The organism is Phycobacter azelaicus, assembly GCF_014884385.1.
Classification (GTDB): Bacteria; Pseudomonadota; Alphaproteobacteria; order Rhodobacterales; family Rhodobacteraceae; genus Phycobacter; species Phycobacter azelaicus.
In genome coordinates, this window is the sequence record NZ_WKFH01000003.1 from 816,612 (window position 1) to 834,142 (window position 17,531).

Here is a 17,531-nt window from a genome sequence, read left to right on the forward strand (position 1 = left end):
CGGTTCAGGCTGTACCGATCAGCGTCGGGCCTGCCTGCCGCCATCCGGGCAGCTCGCGGTCGAGGAACTCTGTGATCTCGGTCAATCCGGCGGCCTGTAGCGCCTCCTCCATCTGGCGCAGCACGCGCGGCAAAAAACGCAGGTAACCGGATTTGTCATCGCGCAGGTTCAGGCGCAGAAAGACCCCTGCAATCCGCGTGTGACGCTGCGCACCCAAAAGATGATAACGATGCAGGATCTCGGTTTCCCCACCGGCACCTTTGGGCGCCGACGCGATGTAGCGTTCCAGCATCGCCTGCTCCAATCCCGGCGCCAGATCGCGGCGGGCATCCTGCAAAAGGGACACCAGATCATACTCTGGCAGGCCAATCACCCCGTCCTGAAAATCCAAGAGGCCACAGCGGCGCACCCCCTCGCGCCCCTCAAGCTCCATCAGGTTGTCAACGTGGAAATCCCGCAAAACCAACGTACTCGGCCCTTTGTTCAGACCGGCAAGCGGAGCCTGCCACAGCGCACGAAAGGCCGCATCGAAGGCTGCCACATCAACATCCGGGCGCAGAGCTGGCGCGAACCACTGCGTGAAAATCGACAGCTCATCGAGGAGCGTCGCCAGATCGTAGTCCGGCACATCCACAGCGCCCGCTTGCGGGTGATGATGCAGGTGCAACAGAGCGTCGACGGCCAGCGCATAAAGCTCCGCTTCGTCCCGTCCTGCGGCCAGTTGCACGCTGTAGGTGCGGGTGCCGAAATCCTCGATCAGGGCAAGGCCGCTTTCAGCATCAGCACAATGGACCTGCGGTGCACTAAGGCCAAGGGCCGCAAGATGGCGTGCAATCCAAATGAACCCGGCAAAGCCATCCGGATCAACGCGATCCTCCATCAGCATCTTGCCGCGCCCCTCAAGCCGATAGTACCGCCGCGCAGAGGCATCCCCAGGCAGGGGCGCAAGGGATACGTCCGGCTCGCCACAGGCGACGAGGAAGGCAACCAAGTCAGAAGAGGTGCAGGCAGTCATGGCTGAGCGCTTTGTGTCAAGGTTCTGAGATACCTTCCGACCTGCAGGATTTTGCGGCTCTCGTCCAGAGGACCTGAAGGGTCATGAGCCCTGTTTCACAAGCCGGTTCACAAATCCGCGCACCAGCGGTGCCACGACCAGCACCACGCAAAAGGCAACCGGCCATCCGAACAACCACGCGCTGAGCCAAGCGTCCACGGTCTGCGCCGTGAAGCCAATATTCTTGAGGGCCGCAACAAAAGTCACGATGCAGGACATGATCCCGGACAACAGGAAACCAAACAGGACAGGGGCGAAACGAGCAGGCAGCATGGGCGACTCCTTGATCACATTCAGCAGTATGTATGTGATACACGACGCAGGAATGCCAGCCGTTTGCGGCTTCACGACAGCACAACTCCCTGTGCGAAAGTGTCAGACCATCCAGCCCAGACTGTCTTCGGTACGCAGGGTGGACGGCGTGTATTCGGCACTGACCCATCCTTCATAGCCGCTGTCGTCAATGGCGGCGAAAAGTTCCTCAAAATCAACCGGACCCGTTCCCGGTTCACAGCGGCTGGGGGCTGCTCCGATCTGGACGTGCACGACCTTTTCCGAGAAATTCTCCCAGACCTTGAGCGCATCGCCATGAATCAGCTGAGCGTGATAGGCATCGTATTGCAAACCCACATTCGGGCGGTCCACGGCCTCTAGCACTTCGGCGGCAAGGTTATAGTCGTTGAGGAAGTAATCCGGCTGATCGCCCGTGTTCAGCGGCTCGATGGTGAACTGCTGCGAGGGCGCCCGGTCAGCGGCCCATTGCAGGTTCTGAATGAACGTCTGTTTTGCCAGATCCCCTGAGGCATAGCCGGCCATGATGTGAATGGCGCCAGGGCGCAGGATATCGGCGTAGCGCAACACCCGGCGGATATCCCGCTGGAACCGGTCCGTCCCCCCCGGAAGCGCTGCGTAGCCGGGCATGCCGCCGGTGTAGTTCGGCGGCGGCGCATTCATCAGCAAAAGCTCCAGCCCATTGGACACAAGCGCCCGCTGGGTTTCCTTTGCCGCCAGTTCATAGGGAAACAGGATCTCAACCGCCTCGAACCCCGCCTTCGCCGCAGCCGAAAAGCGCTCCAGATAAGGCAGTTCAGCAAACAGAAGTGAAATATTGGCAGCAAAGCGTGGCATTGGGTGGGTCCTGTCGTTTTACGCGCAGGTCTATCGCCTTGACCTCTCAGCGCCAAGGGAAGGAACATGCCGCATTGAAAGCAACCGCCACACAATCGCCACGGTTCCGACGCTTTTTTGCCATAGCCGCCTTTTGCGCGGCGAGCTCCGGTCCGCCGCCCTGTGGCTCAGACCTATTCCAGGTCGGCTGAAAGGATGATCGCAAAGAACTGGCCCGAGGACCAAACCCCAAACCAGCCCTCGTGATGGGCGCCCAGCTCTACCAGGCGATAAAAGCTCTTGCGGTCAATCAGCGCCTCAAGACCGTCGCGGATCATGACGTAAGGGGACGGCTCTCCCGTTTCGGGATCACGAACAACGCGAATAGGATGATCAGACCCAGCCACTGCCGTATCCCCCACATGGGTAGAGAAGGTCAGGATCTGATCCGTACCTGCCCCGGCAGCTTCGAAATCCACCGCAACAAACGGCGCATCGTCGACAGTGATGCCAACCTTTTCAACTGGGGTCACAAGGAAGTATTTGTCGCCCTCCCGCTTCAGGATTGATGAAAAAAGCCGCACCAGCTCAAACCGGCCGATGGGAGTGCCGAGGTAGAACCACGTGCCGTCACGGGCGATGCGCATGTCCAGATCGCCACAGAAAGGTGGGTTCCACAGATGAATAGGCGGCAATCCACCGCCTTTTCGGGCTGCTTGAGCCGATGCAGCAAGCCCTTCGGCCGTCGGTGTCACGATGTTTTGTCCACTCATTGTTTTTGCCATTTCCGCTGGGCGCTATACACTACTCACATATATGCGCTGTGAAAGGAAAGTCATGTCCGAACCCGATGATCTGCTGGCCGAGATCGAGGCGCTCGAAACCAAGCTGCAACTGGCGCGCGATTCGATCACCCGCCGTTTTATCGGACAGGAGCGGGTCGTGGACCTGACCCTTGCCACCCTGCTTTGCGGTGGACACGGGCTTCTGGTCGGCTTGCCGGGCCTTGGCAAGACGCGGCTGGTTGAGACCCTTTCGACCGTGATGGGGCTGGATGGCAACCGCATCCAGTTCACCCCTGACCTGATGCCGGCCGATATCCTGGGCTCCGAAGTCCTCGACAAGGCTGCCGATGGCACCCGCGCTTTCCGCTTCGTGCCTGGGCCGATCTTTTGCCAGCTTCTGATGGCGGATGAAATCAACCGCGCCAGCCCACGCACACAATCGGCGCTGCTACAAGCGATGCAGGAGCGCACTGTCACCGTCGCGGGCGAAGACCGGCCTCTCGGTGCGCCCTTTCATGTTCTCGCCACCCAGAACCCAATCGAGCAGGAAGGCACCTACCCACTGCCCGAGGCACAGCTGGACCGTTTCCTGTTCCAGATCGACGTACATTATCCCGACCGCGGCACCGAGCGCGATATCCTTTTGGCGACCACCGGTGTCGCAGAGGCCGAGGCCCATCAGGTCTTTACCGCCGATGAGCTGATCGCCGCACAGACCCTGCTGCGCCGCATGCCGGTTGGGGAATCCGTAGTCGAGATGATCCTCGATCTGGTGCGCGCCTTCCGCCCGGATGAGCCGGGTGTCTCTGATCGCATCGCCCAGACAGTGGCCTGGGGACCGGGTCCACGCGCCGCACAGGCGCTGATGCTGGCGGTGCGCGCCCGCGCGCTGTTGCAGGCGCGCCTTGCGCCCAGCGTCGAGGACGTGATCGAGATGGCACGCCCGGTGCTGACCCACCGTATGCAGCTGAATTTTGCGGCCCGCGCCCGCGGCGAAAGCCTCGCCGAATTGATTGATGAGACCGCTGCAAGCCTCGCCCGCACAGGGGCCGCCGCGTGAACCAGCCCGCCCCCTCTCCTGCCGAAGGCGCAGCCGACCTACGCCACAGGTCCGAGGCCGAGGCCAGCGCGCTACCGCCCCTTTTGGTGCAGGCACAGATGCTGGCAGGCTCGGTCCTGCTTGGGGAGCACGGGCGCAGGCGCGCCGGGACGGGTGATGATTTCTGGCAATACCGCCCCCTGCAGCAAGGTGACAGCCGCCGCATGATCGACCACCGCCGCTCGGCGCGCGGCGATGTCCAGTTTGTCCGTGAACGGGAATGGCAGATCGCCCAGACCGTGCACCTGTGGACGGATCTTGGCGCCTCTATGCGGTTTTCCTCTTCCCCCGACCTGCCGCTAAAGATCGACCGCGCCCGCCTTCTGGCGCTGGCGACCTCAGTGCTGATGCTCCGCGGCGGGGAACGGGTGGGCCTCACCGGTGGCAAGCTGCCGCCCCGTAGCGGCAAGGCACAGGTTCTGCGGCTCGCCGAGGCGCTGAGCGCCGAGGATGAGGCCGACTACGCGCCGCCTGAACACCGCGCCATGGCGCCCCATGCCCGCGCCCTGTTTGTCTCGGACTTCCTTGGCCCCTATGACGAGTTACAACTGGCACTGACCAAGGCCGCTGACCGCGGCGTGCGTGGCGTCTTGCTGCAGGTGCTCGACCCCAGCGAGGAGAGCTTTCCCTTCTCGGGCCGCACCCGGTTTCACAGCATCAGCGGCGGTCTGATGCATGAAACGCTAAAAGCCTCGGCCCTCAAGGATCGCTACCTTGACCGGCTGGCGGAGCGGCGCGATGCGCTGGAAAACCTCTGCCGCAGCGCAGGCTGGCGACTGGGGCTGCATCACACGGGCGATTCTGCCCAATCGGCACTGATGTGGCTCTATCACGCGCTGGAAAGGTCCCCCGCATGACCCTGATCGCCGGTATCGGATTTGCCTACCCTTGGCTTCTGCTTGGCCTGCTGGCCCTGCCGATCCTTTGGATCCTGTTGCGCGCGGTGCCGCCAGCGCCCCGGCGGCAGCCCTTTCCGGCGGTGACACTGCTCTTGGGCCTTAGCGATGACGAGAGCCTCTCTGACCGCACGCCCTGGTGGCTTTTGCTGCTGCGCATGCTGGCACTGGCTGCCGCAATCATTGGTCTTGCTGGTCCAGTCCTGAACCCCGAAAGCCGTCAATCCGGCAGCGGACCGGTGCTGGTCGTGCTGGATGCGACCTGGGCGGGCGCCGATGGCTGGGAGCTCACGCGCGATCAGATCTCCATGCGCCTTGAAGATGCCGGGCGGGCCGGACGCCCGGTGGCCCTGCTGAGGTTGACCGACCCGGACGAGCTGCAATTCCGCGCCGCCGGCGACTGGTTACAGCAATTGCCGGGCCTCGACCCCCAGCCCTGGCAACCCTCTGCCGCTCAGGTGGAGCAGACTCTTGCACATATTGAAACGGCATCGGAAAGCTTTGAGACGCTCTGGTTCAGCGATGCGCTGGATTACCCCGGCCGCGATCAGGTAATCGCCGCGCTAGAGGCACGCGGCCCCCTCACGGTCTATGAGCACCCCGGCCCTGTTTATGCCCTTGCCCCACCGGCCATCGCGGATGGTGCGCTGGAGCTGACCGCCGAACGCAGCCTGCCGGGCGCCGCAGAAGAACTGACGCTACAGGCCCGTGGCCGCGATCCGGGCGGCACCCTGCGCAGTCTGGTAGAGGCAACGCTACGGTTCGAGGATGGCGAAAGCCGAGCCACCGTGCGTCTGTCCCTTCCCTCCGAGCTGCGCGCACGCATCACCCGGTTCGAACTCACCGGCCTGCGCAGCGCTGGCGCCGTGGCCCTGGCTGACGACGGGTTGCGCCGCCGCGAGGTCGCTCTCATCGCCTCCGAAAGCGAGGATGAGGGCCTCGCTTTGCTGTCGCCGCTGCACTATTTGCGCCAGGCGCTATTGCCGTCAGCCGATCTCTTGGAAGGCGCTCTCAGTGATATTCTGCCCGCAAACCCGGATGTCGTCGTCCTTGCCGATGTCGCCCGCCTGCCCCCCGCACAGGAAGACGCGATGATCGAATGGGTCGAAGCGGGTGGCCTATTGGTGCGTTTTGCCGGGCCGCGCCTTGCGGCAAGCGACACCGCCCGCAGTGAGGAAGAGCCGCTAATGCCTGTGCGCCTGCGCCTTGGCGGGCGCAGCATCGGCGGCGCCATGAGCTGGGGCGAGCCAAAAACACTCGCACCGTTTGGCGAAGGCACTCCATTTGCCGGGCTGGTCGCGCCGGATGAAGTCACGGTCACCGCACAGGTCGTGGCGCAGCCCGATCCGACCCTTGCCGCACGCTCCATCGCTGCACTGGCCGATGGCACGCCGCTGGTTACCCGTAAACCGTTGGGGCAGGGGCAGGTTGTGCTCTTCCATGTAACCGCGAATGCGGAATGGAGCAGTCTGCCGCTCTCCGGCCTTTTTGTGCAGATGCTGGAGCGGCTCGCGGTGTCCTCGTCGGTGGGCACGCCCGAAGCGGCCAGTCTTGAAGGAACGGTCTGGCGACCGGTATCGGTGATCGACGGCTTTGGCCGCGCGATTGATGCCGGCACCCTGCCCGGCGTTCAGGGCCCGGATCTGATCACGGCGCCTTCCGGGCCCCTCATGCGTCCCGGTCTTTATGACAGCGGTAGCCAGACCTTGGCCCGAAATGTTCTGCGGCCGGAAGACACGCTGAACAGCGCCAGCTGGCCGGGATCGGTGAAGCTGCTGGGCTACAGTCTGCCGCAGGAGCAACCCCTGGGCGGAGTCCTTTTGGGACTGGCACTTGTCTTGCTGGCACTGGATGTGATCGCCACGCTGATTGTGTCGGGGCAGCTTGCCAACCTGAGGCGCAGCGCGGCAGCGGTACCGCTCATCTCGGGGCTGATGCTCGCCTGTGTTGCCCTATCACCTGATAACGCCCTTGCCCAAAGCGAAGGATCGAAAGACCCTGTTGCGATGGCGGCTGAGCTGACACTAGCTCATGTTTTGACAGGCGATGCAGAGGTTGACCGTATCGCGCGCGCCGGTCTGCAGGGCCTGTCGGACACACTGTTTTTCCGCACTTCAATTGAACCCTCGGACCCGGTGGGTGTGGACCTTGAACGCGATGAGCTGGCATTTTTCCCACTGCTCTACTGGCCTGTAACCGCAAACCAGAAGATGCCGTCGCCAGCCGCCTATGACCGACTCAACACATATTTGCGCAGTGGTGGCATGATCCTGTTCGACACCCGCGATGCGGATGTCGCCGCAGTTGGGGCCACCAGCCCGCAAGCCCGCAGGTTGCAGCAACTGGCTCTCGCGCTGGATATCCCACCGCTGGAGCCCCTGCCATCGGACCATGTTCTGACGCGTACCTTCTACCTGCTGCAGGACTTTCCTGGCCGCCATCCCCGTGGCCCCCTTTGGGTAGAAGCGGCCCCGCCTGATGCAGAACAGACCGAGGGCATCCCGTTCCGCAACCTCAATGACGGGGTGACGCCGGTGGTGATCGGCGGCAATGACTGGGCTTCGGCCTGGGCGGTGGATCAAAACGGCCGCCCCTTGCTGCCGGTCGGTCGCGGCTTTGCCGGTGAGCGGCAAAGGGAACTCTCACGGCGTTTCGGGGTCAATCTGGTGATGCATGTGCTGACCGGGAACTACAAATCCGATCAGGTCCATGTACCGGCCCTGCTTGAGCGGCTGGGACAATAGAGGCAGGCCATGACCAAGACAATCCTATTTGATCCTCTGTTGCCCTGGCCCGCGATCTGGGCGCTGACAGCGATAACCGCTGTCGCCCTTTTCCTTGCGATCTGGACCCGGATGCGCGGCTGGCTCTTGCGCGCGGGTGCATCCCTGGCGTTGCTGGCCTTGCTCGCCGGGCCGGTTGTGCAGAATGAAAACACTGAACCGCTCAGCGATATCGTGATCGTGGTCACGGATGAAACCTCCAGCCAGAGCCTGCCGGGGCGCTTGGAGCAGATGGCAGACGCCAAAACAGGGCTCGCGCGCGCGCTTGAGGCCCGACCCAATACGGAAACGCGATGGATCAACGTTCCGGACGCAGCGGACGACAGCGGCACCGCCCTGATGCAAGCAGTATCTGACGCGCTGGCCGATGCGCCCCGTGGACGGATTGCCGGCATAATCGCGCTCTCGGACGGGCAAGTGCACGATGCGGATCGCGTACCCGACCTGCCTGCCCCGCTTCACCTGCTGATGACCGGCAAAGACAGCGACTGGGACCGCCGACTTGTGGTCCGTAATGCCCCCGCCTTTGGCATTATTGGCGAACCGATTACCCTCACGCTCCGCATCGAAGATCAGGGCGCGCGACCAGACGGGAGCGCTTCGGCCCCCTTGGATATTGCCATCGACGGGGGCGAGCCCAAGCGTTTCAACCTGCCGGTTGGGGTGGATTTCGACCTGCCACTGGCGCTGCCCCATGGCGGTAGAAACGTGATCGAATTCTCAACACCCGAAGCGGACGGAGAGCTGACCGCGCGCAACAACACTGCACTCATCCAGATCAACGGCGTGCGTGACCGCTTGCGGGTGCTGCTGGTTTCGGGAGAGCCACATCCCGGCGGACGTACCTGGCGCAACCTTCTGAAATCGGACAGCTCGGTAGATTTGGTGCATTTCACGATCCTTCGCCCGCCAGAAAAGCAGGACGGGGTGCCAGTCGACGAGTTGAGTCTCATTGCCTTTCCGACGCGGGAGCTGTTCCTCGAAAAGATAGATGATTTCGATCTCATCATCTTTGACCGCTACAAACGGCGCGGTATTCTTCCTGCGATCTATCTCGACAATGTTGCCGACTATGTCGCCAAGGGCGGCGCGGTGCTGATTGCAGCAGGTCCGGATTTTGCCAGTGCCGCGAGTATCTATCGCAGCCCCCTGTCAGCCGTTCTGCCCGCCAACCCCACGGCGCGCGTCTTTGAGCAGCCCTACCTGCCCGAGGTGACAGACATTGGTGACCGCCATCCGGTGACTGCCGATCTGCAGGCAGACGGGACATGGGGCCGATGGCTGCGGCAGATCGATTTGGAGGCGCCCGAGGGCGATATCCTGATGGAAGGGGTCGACGGGCGCCCGCTCCTGATCCTCAATCGCGAGGGTGAAGGCCGGGTTGCTCTTCTGGCCTCGGATCATGCCTGGCTCTGGAGTCGCGGCTATGAGGGCGGCGGCCCACAACTTGAGCTACTGCGCCGACTGGCCCATTGGATGATGAAAGAGCCGGAACTGGAAGAAGAGGTTTTGACCGCCGAGGCGACGGGGCAAACCATGCAGATTACCCGGCGCAGCCTCGAAGACAGTATCGGCGCGGTGACCATCACGGCCCCCGACGGCAGCGAAACCTCCCTCGAGCTGTCGGAAGAGGCACCAGGAATTTGGCAAGGTCGCCATACGGGCAGTGAAATCGGCCTTTATCGGCTAAAAGAAGGGGACGCAGAAGCTGTGATCGGTCTCGGCCCAGCAGCGCCAAAGGAATTCGCACAGACAATCGCCACCGGAGATATTCTGAGCCCGGTGATTGCATCGGCGCGCGGCGGGATCCTGCGGCTTGAAGAGGGGCTTCCCCGACTGCGTGATGTACGAGAAGGACGCCCCGCGTCGGGGCGTGGCTGGATCGGCCTGACCCCACGCGAAGCCTATGAGACCCTTTCAGTTTCTCAGCACCCCCTGCTGCCGGCCTGGCTCATGCTGCTGGTGATTGCCGCGCTGATGACCGCCGGTTGGTTGCGGGAAGGGCGCAGCTGACCGATCGTTTGATTAAGTTTCCTTGGCGGTTATGACACAAGTGAACGGGGTCCCTCCCGCCCGTATCGGGCCTCCTACCGGAGACCCTCTCCAGTTGGGCTGGGCGCCGCGCAAGCGCGGCGTGGTCTTTAATGGCTACCCGGCATGACACCGCATGAGCACCGGATTGATCGATCACTCTATCTGGATCGCCACACGTGCCGAGCGCCCGGCCGCATCGACCACCACCAGATCGGAAAACCCCAGACCAGGGCTCGGGATTTCAAGCTCACGGGACTGAACACCCTTCAGAACCGGCCTTCCATCGGCCAGCACGACAAAGGGCGCCTGCCCGCCGCGCAGCTTGAGTGGCAAGCTTTGGCCCTCCAGCGCGAGCCGTGCTCCATCAGGTGGGAACAGAAGTTGAGGCGCATCTCCTGCTGGTTCAAACACGGCATCCCGCGCCCGGAAACGGCGCAGCGGGGGTGGCAGCTCGGCAGCAGACAGGATCAGGGTGGCTGCGGGCGGCGGCGGCAGGGCCTCAAAATCGGGTTTCAACAGGCCGAAGGCTTCGAACAGAACAGGAGCAGCCAAATCGCCCCCAAAGGCGCCCGGTACCGGAGTGCCATCCGCCCGCCCCATCCAGATACCGATCACATGGCGCCCGTCCCAGCCGACCGCCCAGGCATCCCTGTGTCCGTATGATGTACCAGTCTTATAGGCGAGACTACCCGCCCGCCCACCCGGTGGCGGAGTAAGATCGCGCAGGATGTCACCCAGATGCCAGGCTGCCACATCCGAAATCATCCGGGGGCGTTCGACTTTAGCCGTGCTGCCCAGAACGCGTAGCTCAGCGCCCTGTCCGCCTGCAGCCAAACCCGCATAAAGTTGCACCAGATCCTGAAGGGAAAGGCCCACTCCCCCCAGTGAAATGGCAAGACCGGGCGCGCCACCCGGCAGGTGAGGAGAGGCTCCTCCCCGACGCAACCCGGCCATGACCTGCGGCGGGCCCAATTCTCGGGTTAACTTCACCACCGGTATGTTCAGCGACAACTGCAGTGCCTCGCGCACCCGTAGATCTCCGCGGAATACACCATCGAAATTCTGCGGCGCATAGCCTTCGAAATCGACCGGGCCGTCGTGGATCAGTGTCTCCGGATGCACCAGCCCCTGATCAAAAGCCAGCCCATAGACCAGAGGTTTAAGGGTTGAGCCGGGAGACCGCAGCGCCTGGGTCATATCCACAAACCCTTGCCGTCCCTGATTGGCATAACCGGGTGAGCCGACAGAGGCGAGAATCTCGCCGCTTTGGTGGTCGGCCACGATCATCGCGGCCGAAAGCCGATCCCCAGCGCGTTGCGCGGCTGCTTGCATCAACCGCTCCATCCGGGTCTGAAGCTCTGCATCAACGGTCAATGACAAACGCCGCACACCGGGCATTTCAAGGCGCAGGCGATCGGCCAGATGCGGCGCTAGCCTGGGCATTCCGGCCATGACCTTTGGTAAGGATGCCCTGCTGGCGCTTGAGCCGTCCTCAAGACTCAGGACGCCACTTGCAACCATCCGCTTCAGGACCTGAGCACGTGCCGCCTTGGCCGCCTCTGGCGCGCGGTCGGGCCTGCGACCTTCAGGTGCCTGTGGCAACGCGACCAGCAGAGCGGCCTCCGCCGGTGTCAGGCGGCGCGGCTCCTTTCCGAACCAGACATAGGCCGCCGCGCGCACTCCTTCGACATTGCCCCCATATGGCGCATGAGTGAGGTAGAGCGCCAGGATCTCGGTTTTGCTGAGACGCCGTTCCAAGGCCAGCGCCAGCCGGATCTGACGCAGCTTTCCGGACCAGCGCCCCGTGGGACCATCCTCCAAAAGGCGCGCAAGTTGCATGGTCAGCGTGGAGCCGCCGGACACCACCCGTCCATGACGCAGCGCCTGCCCCGCTGCCCGTGCCAGCGCCAGCACATCTACCCCAGAGTGGGACCAAAAGCGGCGATCTTCATAGGCGATCAGCATCTCGAGGAAGCGCGGGTCCACCTGATCGAGACTGAGCCCCATGCGCCAGATGCCATCCTCCACCGGATAAACGCGCAAGATCTGCCCATTGCGATCAAGAACTTCGGTCGAGGTTTCAGTCAGTGTCGGGAGCAGCTCGGTGCGCTCAACCCAGACGTCGAACTGACGCCAGCCAAGCCCAAGGCCGAGAGCCAATGCACAGGCCAGCCCAAGCCATCGGAAACTGACTGACCAGACGAAAGGCACGGACACCCCCCGCCCCACTCGTTTCATCGAACCTCGACCCGGCCTGCTGCGGTATGGGCGCGATAGGCAGGTCGGTACATATCCTCGACCGAGGCGGCAGGGTGATGGAAGCTGCCCGGTGTCACCGCGCGGGCGACATAGGCCAGCGTCACAGTGCTACTGCCCCCTATATCAACCGCCGCAAGGAAACGGTCCGAGCGGAACTCGGCATGAGTGGCCTCACTGAGGTTCAGCCAGTCAAGATCCCGCAGATCGCCTGAGCGCAGCAGGTTCGGGTTGTCGATCTCCACCCCAGCCGACAGCGGGTCATTCACCATCAATCGGGCTCCGGTACCCTCATGCGGAGTTACAGTCAGCACCGTGACAAAACGCGCTCCGGTCTCAAAGCTAAGCGTCTCGATCGGTGCGCCATCCATCGTGTAGTAAGAGCGGGTCAGCGTGTAGCCATAGCCCGCCGCGTCCGGCGCAACCTCGGGCACACCCATGGTGGTCAAAGTGATCTCCACATCACGGCCAGAGGCTGCCGCGATGGACTTGGGATCTGCACCGCTGCCGCCCTCCAACACTTCAACAAACGGACCGCTGACAGTTTGTCCGTTGACCAAAAGACCGCTGTGCTCTGGGGTTGAGACCAGAGCCTGAGCTGCCAACAGGGTCCAGGCGGCCTCTTGCGTGGACATGGTCGAACCGTCCTCGGTCATCCGCGCCAGCAAGTAGTCGCGGCTCACGGCGGCGCTACCCGCTTCGCTGGCCAAGGCGAGAACTGCCGCCGCATCCCGGCGGTTGGTCCCATAGTCGGCCCGCCAGACCGGAGCCTCGGTCCCGCTACGGCCAAGCATTTGCGCTGCACGGGCAAACATCCGATCTGCACGCCGCTGATCGCCATAGGCTGCAAGGGCGGCCCCCAGCTGCGCAGCTGCCAGCGGGGTGGCAAAATCGCCTGATTTCACATCCGCATAATAGCGCAGATCGCCCATTGCGGCGGCCCCTTCGCGCGCCAGAACCAGCAACGCATAGGCGATGTCTTCTCCGCCCTCATCGAAATCGGGGGCGTAGTTGATACGGTTTCGCAGGTTGTCCATGGCCTGAGCAAAGGCCTGGTCCGGGACGTCGTGTCCTTGCGCGCGGGCGCGAGACAGGAAATCGCTGGCATAGGCATCGAGCCAGAAATCCCCACTTTCTGCCCGCCAAAGACCAAAGGCCCCATTGCTTGCCTGCCGTGTCAAGACCTTGCGAATGGCGGCATCAATGCGCGCATTCACAGCCGGGCCATTTCCCAGCCCTGCGGCTTCAGCGACCGAAGACAGGTACAAAAGCGGCATCGCCGTCGAGGTCACCTGCTCAGTGCAGCCATAGGGGTAACGATCCAACTGTGCCAGAAGGCCGGGCACATCCAACCTTGCCAAAGGTCCGGAAGAAAGCACCGCCCGCGCGGTGCCCGGTCTGAGGCCAGCAAAGACATCTTCGCTGAACTGGAAGCTGTCGCCCGCTGCAAGACGGAAGCGCCGCGTTTGTGCGACAGCAGGATCATTCGCTCGGACCGGCAGGCGCAGCCGCTGGGTCAAAGGCAGCCCTGCAGGCGTCGTCAGTGTGAGTTCAATCTCGGGGTCACCCGCGCCAAGGGCCGTCACCGGAAGCTCCAGCACCGCTTTGCCCTGCTCAGCCAAAATGACCGAGGTCGGCAGGCTGCCAAGGCTGATCCCCGTACCGACAGAGCGCGCCGCAAGCGCCATTTCCCCGGCAGGACCATCGGCATGAACGATCTCGATCCGGGCGCGGCTCTGATCCCCAGGCGCAAGAAAGCGCGGAACCGCAGCAGTCACGACCACAGGATCCCGCACCAGCATATCTGCCTCGGCCTCCCCCACGGCGCGTTTCGACCAAGCCACTGCCATGAAGCGAACCGTGCCATTGAAGGCGGGCAGGTCGACGGGGAACATGGCGGTTCCGTCCTCCCCGACCTGCAAGGGGCCAGAGAAGACCGCCACCAGATCCTGCGTCGGCGGCGGCGACTGCATGCGCATTCCATTGTCGGCATCCCCGCCCGAACGCACCTGCCCCATGGCGCCATTTCCGGGATCGATCAGACGACCATAAAGATCGCGCAGCTCCATCCCCAACCGCCGCTGTCCGTGGTAATGCCCTGAGGGATCGGGGCTTTGGAAGCCGGTGAGATTGAGGATGCCCAGATCCACGGCAGCTACGGTGAGCCAAACTTCTTCACCTGCGGCCGCGCCATCGACGCTGACCCGCGCTATCTGGGTGCCACGCGGGCGCGCCACCGCGGGCACATCGATTGCGACCTTCAACTCTTGGCCTGGCTGGGTGACCTTGGCATGCGCAAGCCCCAGTGCGCGCGCGGGTGTACGGCTGGCCTTGCCCGTAACAGGCTGCAGCACGGTCGCAGTCACATAGGCGCCGCTGCCCCACTCCTCGGTCACGCTCAAAGGGATCGTTGTTTCACCGGCGGGAACCTCGACCGCCATGCGTTCGATCAGGCGATTGGAGACTACCGAGATCAGCGCGGTTCCCGCCGCTCGCGGCACGATACGCAGTCGCGCGGTGTCACCGGGCTGATAGCTACCCGCATCCAGCGACAGCTCCAGACGGTCTGGCGTGGCGGCGCTATCGGCGGGCGCATACCATCCTGCATAGAAATCCAGAGCCGCAGAGACAGGGGTGCCATCCAGCCGTTCAATCACCAGCTCGTAGCGCCCCCACTGAACGGGTTCGGACAGCTGCAGCGGCGCGGTGCCGAGTGTCGCTTCTCCGGTCGCAACCCGAGTGCGGCGGGTGGTTGGCTCCCAGTTCCAGTTGCCATAAAGCTGATACCACTGGTAACGCGTCTCGACCCGATTCAGGGTCCATTTCACATGCATCGGCTTTGGCAAAAGGTCAGGGCCGAGGGAGATCACCTCGAATCCGGCCTCGCTACCCTCGCCGACCACACCTTCAAACAAGGGGCGGATACCGATCACCGGCGTCGCGGGGCGGACAGGAATCGTCAGCTCACGCTCAACCGGGCGAGCGGCGCCATCCATCAGCCGTGTAACGACCATCGCCTGCATCGGCTTTCCCTCCGCGACGGCAGAGGGCAGAGACACCACAAGCGAGGCCGCTCCTGCCGCGTCGGTCTTTTCCCCGCCAAAGTACGAGCGCTGCGGATTGGCCTGCGCATCGTAACGGCCAAAGCGGTATCCGGGCCAGCCCTCGACCGTGTCGCTTGCGCTGAGGCGCAGATCGCCGTCGATTGTCAAACCGCTGCCCGGCGCACCGAAGAGATAGCGGGCGGAAATCTCTAGCTGCGCCGCCTCTCCGGGTATCAACGCATCGGCATTGGAAACGCTTTGGTCAAAATCGATACGCTCGGGCAGGAAATCCTCCACCAGGATCTGCCGTGTGGCCAGCGCAGGGCCTTTTGGATCGCTCTTGAGATCCAGTCTCCAGGTGCCACGTGGCGCTGACTGACCGATCGGTAGGGATAGCGCATATCCTCCAGCCTCCCCCGCTGTCAAGACATGACGGCTGTACTCCACACCATCCGGGCGGTGCAGGATCGCAATAAGGGGAAGGCCTTCAATCGCCTGGGCACGGCTGTCACGTGTCAGGGCGGTCACATGGACCACCTCCCCGGCCCGGTAGGCGCCGCGATCCGTGGTCAGAAATACATCCACCGGCCCCGGCGCTGGCCGCCCTTCAACACCCCGATCCGAAAGATCAAAGGCTGCATCCTTCAGAGATAAAAAGGAAAAGTCCACATCTCCCTGTTTCGCCATGACCATGGCAGGCGCCGCAGCTCCGCGACCACGCGACAGTCCTGGGGCAAAGCGGGCGTAGCCTGTTGCGTCTGTCTCCGTTGTGGCCAGAACGGCATTTGCGTTGGAAATCAGCGTCACCTCGACCCCTGCACGGGGCTTGGCATCCGTCAGACCCTGCACCTGGACATGCAGCCCATCTGCGCCGGACATGGTACTGAGACCAAGATCGGTCAGCACGAACCATTGAGTCGCGCCGGGGTCATCGTAGGGGTCAGCGCCCGGGATACGGGCTGACAATGCATAAACCCCTACCGGTCGGTCAGCCAAAACCTCGGCCAGAGGCAAACCTGTAGTCACATCGCGGTTGAGTTCATTCTGAACACGCGCTGTACCGGCCCAGACTTCCTCTGCAATGTCAGAAGAAAAGTACTCATCCTGCCAGTGGGAGAGAGGGCGGCCAAAATATCCTTCCTGCAGGGTGCGCAGCAGGTTGCGGTCGCTGACCCGCCGTAGTTGCAGGTCAATGTCGCGCAGATTGACCGTTTCAACAGGCAAGGCGACCTGATCAGATTTCGCAAGCACATAGGCGCGGCCCGGAAAACGCACCGCTGGCGCACGGTCGCGCACGTAATGGGTCACTTCCACCTCACGGATCAGCGCTTCACCGCTGGCGGCAGGCAGCCCGCGTCGCAAAGCAATGCGATACCGCTTGCCGTGCTCCACTCCATCAAGGCACAGCTGGCGGCCGGTCGCTACAACCGCGAGCCCTGCATCCATACCTTTCACGTAATCGCCATAGTCTACACCGCTGCGCTGCAGCTCCTCGGAGAACTCCATGCAGATACGGGGGCTGGCGCTATCACTTTCCACGGAGCTGTCGGTGACGCGAAAACCGTATTTTCCAATCGCCTCGTCCAACAGTGCAGCCGTTTCAGGGCGCGGCGCAAGATCCTGGGCAAGACGCAGGGTTGGCAGCATGTCACGACCACGGCCCAGGCGCTCTAGGGCGCGGGCGGCGCGCTGCAGCGCATCTGCCTGAAGCGGCAAGACGTCGGCCCGCAGATACGCGTTCAGCGCAGCGGACAACGCCGCCTCGCGCCGGGATCTGTTGTCCTGATTACCACGCTCTGCGAATCGTAGCCAAAGCGTGGAAATCTCGCCCCACAGCATCGGATCGTCGGTGATCGCAACTGCTGAACTGAGCCAGCCAATGGCGTTCTGTGCGTTGCCACTGCGCGCTTGCATCCGGCCAGAACGGATCATCTCATCCAGGCTGGCACCATAGGACGGATAACGCAGGCCAATTTCAGTGGCCTGCCGAAGGGCTGCTTCAAAGTCCTGCGCCCGTAGGAAATGCGCTGCTTCCATACGCTTGCGGGCCGCGACTTCCAGGGCCGCTGGAAGCGGGATTTTGACGGCAGAGATCGCGCCTTGGTAGGGCGTCGCCTCTTTCATCCCTGATTTCGGAAAACACGCATTTGCCTTGCTGTTAAAGGAAAATCCGGCGCAATCGCGGTTGGCACTGCAGGCCCTGACACAAGACCTGAGATCTGTATCGAAAAGGGCTTGCAGATCAGAGCCATAGTAGTCGGTGTCCGCAAACGACTGGTAGCGAACCTGCGGCAGGACCCGATCCGGTGCAGCCTGCGCATGAGCCATACAGATCCACGATAGAGATACAAAGAAAGTAAGAAATCGACCCAGCATGGCACCCTCCAAATGATGTCAGGCTGACATGCGTTTAACGCCATAGCAAGGTTTCCCGTCGTAACACCTTCAGAGGGCATATGTGTCGTATTTGAGA

General features: G+C 62.9%; 10 protein-coding genes. 4 read left to right on the top strand and 6 right to left on the bottom strand.

The window, feature by feature from the left end; translation table 11 throughout:
- Nucleotides 1-4 precede the first annotated feature (4 nt).
- From INS80_RS05035 to INS80_RS05050, 4 genes are all read right to left on the bottom strand, one after another.
- The gene (locus INS80_RS05035; protein WP_192964583.1) at nt 5-1,015 is read right to left on the bottom strand and encodes an aminoglycoside phosphotransferase family protein; all 1,011 of its coding nucleotides are present in this window, start codon (nt 1,013-1,015) and stop codon (nt 5-7) included.
- An 81-nt stretch (nt 1,016-1,096) separates the two neighbouring features.
- Nucleotides 1,097-1,327 (bottom strand): DUF2798 domain-containing protein, encoded by a 231-nt coding sequence (locus tag INS80_RS05040; protein ID WP_192964584.1) that lies wholly within the window; start codon nt 1,325-1,327, stop codon nt 1,097-1,099.
- 102 nt (nt 1,328-1,429) lie between these two features.
- A complete protein-coding gene (locus tag INS80_RS05045; RefSeq protein WP_192964585.1) occupies nt 1,430-2,182 on the bottom strand; it encodes a hydroxypyruvate isomerase family protein in 753 nt (250 codons plus the stop codon).
- 173 nt (nt 2,183-2,355) lie between these two features.
- Complete coding sequence (locus tag INS80_RS05050) at nt 2,356-2,934, bottom strand: DUF1285 domain-containing protein (RefSeq protein ID WP_192964586.1); 579 nt, start codon at nt 2,932-2,934, stop codon at nt 2,356-2,358.
- Nucleotides 2,935-2,998: 64 nt separating this feature from the next.
- Between INS80_RS05050 and INS80_RS05055 the strand changes: the two genes are divergently transcribed.
- Genes INS80_RS05055 through INS80_RS05070 form a run of 4 tightly spaced genes read left to right on the top strand, consistent with a single transcriptional unit; the run spans nt 2,999 to nt 9,737 of the window.
- On the top strand, nt 2,999-4,006 hold the full coding sequence (locus INS80_RS05055; protein WP_192964587.1) for an AAA family ATPase: 1,008 nt from the start codon (nt 2,999-3,001) through the stop codon (nt 4,004-4,006).
- Nucleotides 4,003-4,902 (top strand): DUF58 domain-containing protein, encoded by a 900-nt coding sequence (locus tag INS80_RS05060; protein WP_439650929.1) that lies wholly within the window; start codon nt 4,003-4,005, stop codon nt 4,900-4,902. The genes INS80_RS05055 and INS80_RS05060 overlap by 4 nt, the downstream gene beginning before the upstream one ends.
- A complete protein-coding gene (locus INS80_RS05065; protein WP_192964588.1) occupies nt 4,899-7,685 on the top strand; it encodes a DUF4159 domain-containing protein in 2,787 nt (928 codons plus the stop codon). Before INS80_RS05060 ends, INS80_RS05065 begins: the two co-directional genes overlap by 4 nt.
- Before the next feature lie 9 nt (nt 7,686-7,694).
- Nucleotides 7,695-9,737 carry a hypothetical protein gene (locus INS80_RS05070; protein ID WP_192964589.1) on the top strand — a complete coding sequence of 681 codons (2,043 nt, stop codon included), beginning with the start codon at nt 7,695-7,697 and terminating at the stop codon, nt 9,735-9,737.
- A gap of 174 nt (nt 9,738-9,911) precedes the next feature.
- On the opposite strand, the gene pbpC is transcribed toward INS80_RS05070, so the two are convergent.
- Together pbpC and INS80_RS05080 are read right to left on the bottom strand one after the other, a co-directional pair.
- Nucleotides 9,912-11,996, bottom strand: coding sequence for a penicillin-binding protein 1C (pbpC, locus tag INS80_RS05075; protein WP_192964590.1), 2,085 nt, complete (start codon nt 11,994-11,996; stop codon nt 9,912-9,914).
- Nucleotides 11,993-17,434 carry an alpha-2-macroglobulin family protein gene (locus tag INS80_RS05080; RefSeq protein WP_192964591.1) on the bottom strand — a complete coding sequence of 1,814 codons (5,442 nt, stop codon included), beginning with the start codon at nt 17,432-17,434 and terminating at the stop codon, nt 11,993-11,995. Before INS80_RS05080 ends, pbpC begins: the two co-directional genes overlap by 4 nt.
- Between the last annotated feature and the right edge of the window lie 97 nt (nt 17,435-17,531).

Coding starts and splice junctions, on each gene's coding strand:
- INS80_RS05065 (WP_192964588.1), top strand. CDS start 4,899: ATGACCCTGATCGCCGGTATCGGATTTGCCTACCCTTGGCTTCTGCTT.
- INS80_RS05070 (WP_192964589.1), top strand. CDS start 7,695: ATGACCAAGACAATCCTATTTGATCCTCTGTTGCCCTGGCCCGCGATC.
- INS80_RS05035 (WP_192964583.1), bottom strand. CDS start 1,015: ATGACTGCCTGCACCTCTTCTGACTTGGTTGCCTTCCTCGTCGCCTGT.
- INS80_RS05055 (WP_192964587.1), top strand. CDS start 2,999: ATGTCCGAACCCGATGATCTGCTGGCCGAGATCGAGGCGCTCGAAACC.
- INS80_RS05045 (WP_192964585.1), bottom strand. CDS start 2,182: ATGCCACGCTTTGCTGCCAATATTTCACTTCTGTTTGCTGAACTGCCT.
- INS80_RS05040 (WP_192964584.1), bottom strand. CDS start 1,327: ATGCTGCCTGCTCGTTTCGCCCCTGTCCTGTTTGGTTTCCTGTTGTCC.
- pbpC (WP_192964590.1), bottom strand. CDS start 11,996: ATGAAACGAGTGGGGCGGGGGGTGTCCGTGCCTTTCGTCTGGTCAGTC.
- INS80_RS05050 (WP_192964586.1), bottom strand. CDS start 2,934: ATGAGTGGACAAAACATCGTGACACCGACGGCCGAAGGGCTTGCTGCA.
- INS80_RS05080 (WP_192964591.1), bottom strand. CDS start 17,434: ATGCTGGGTCGATTTCTTACTTTCTTTGTATCTCTATCGTGGATCTGT.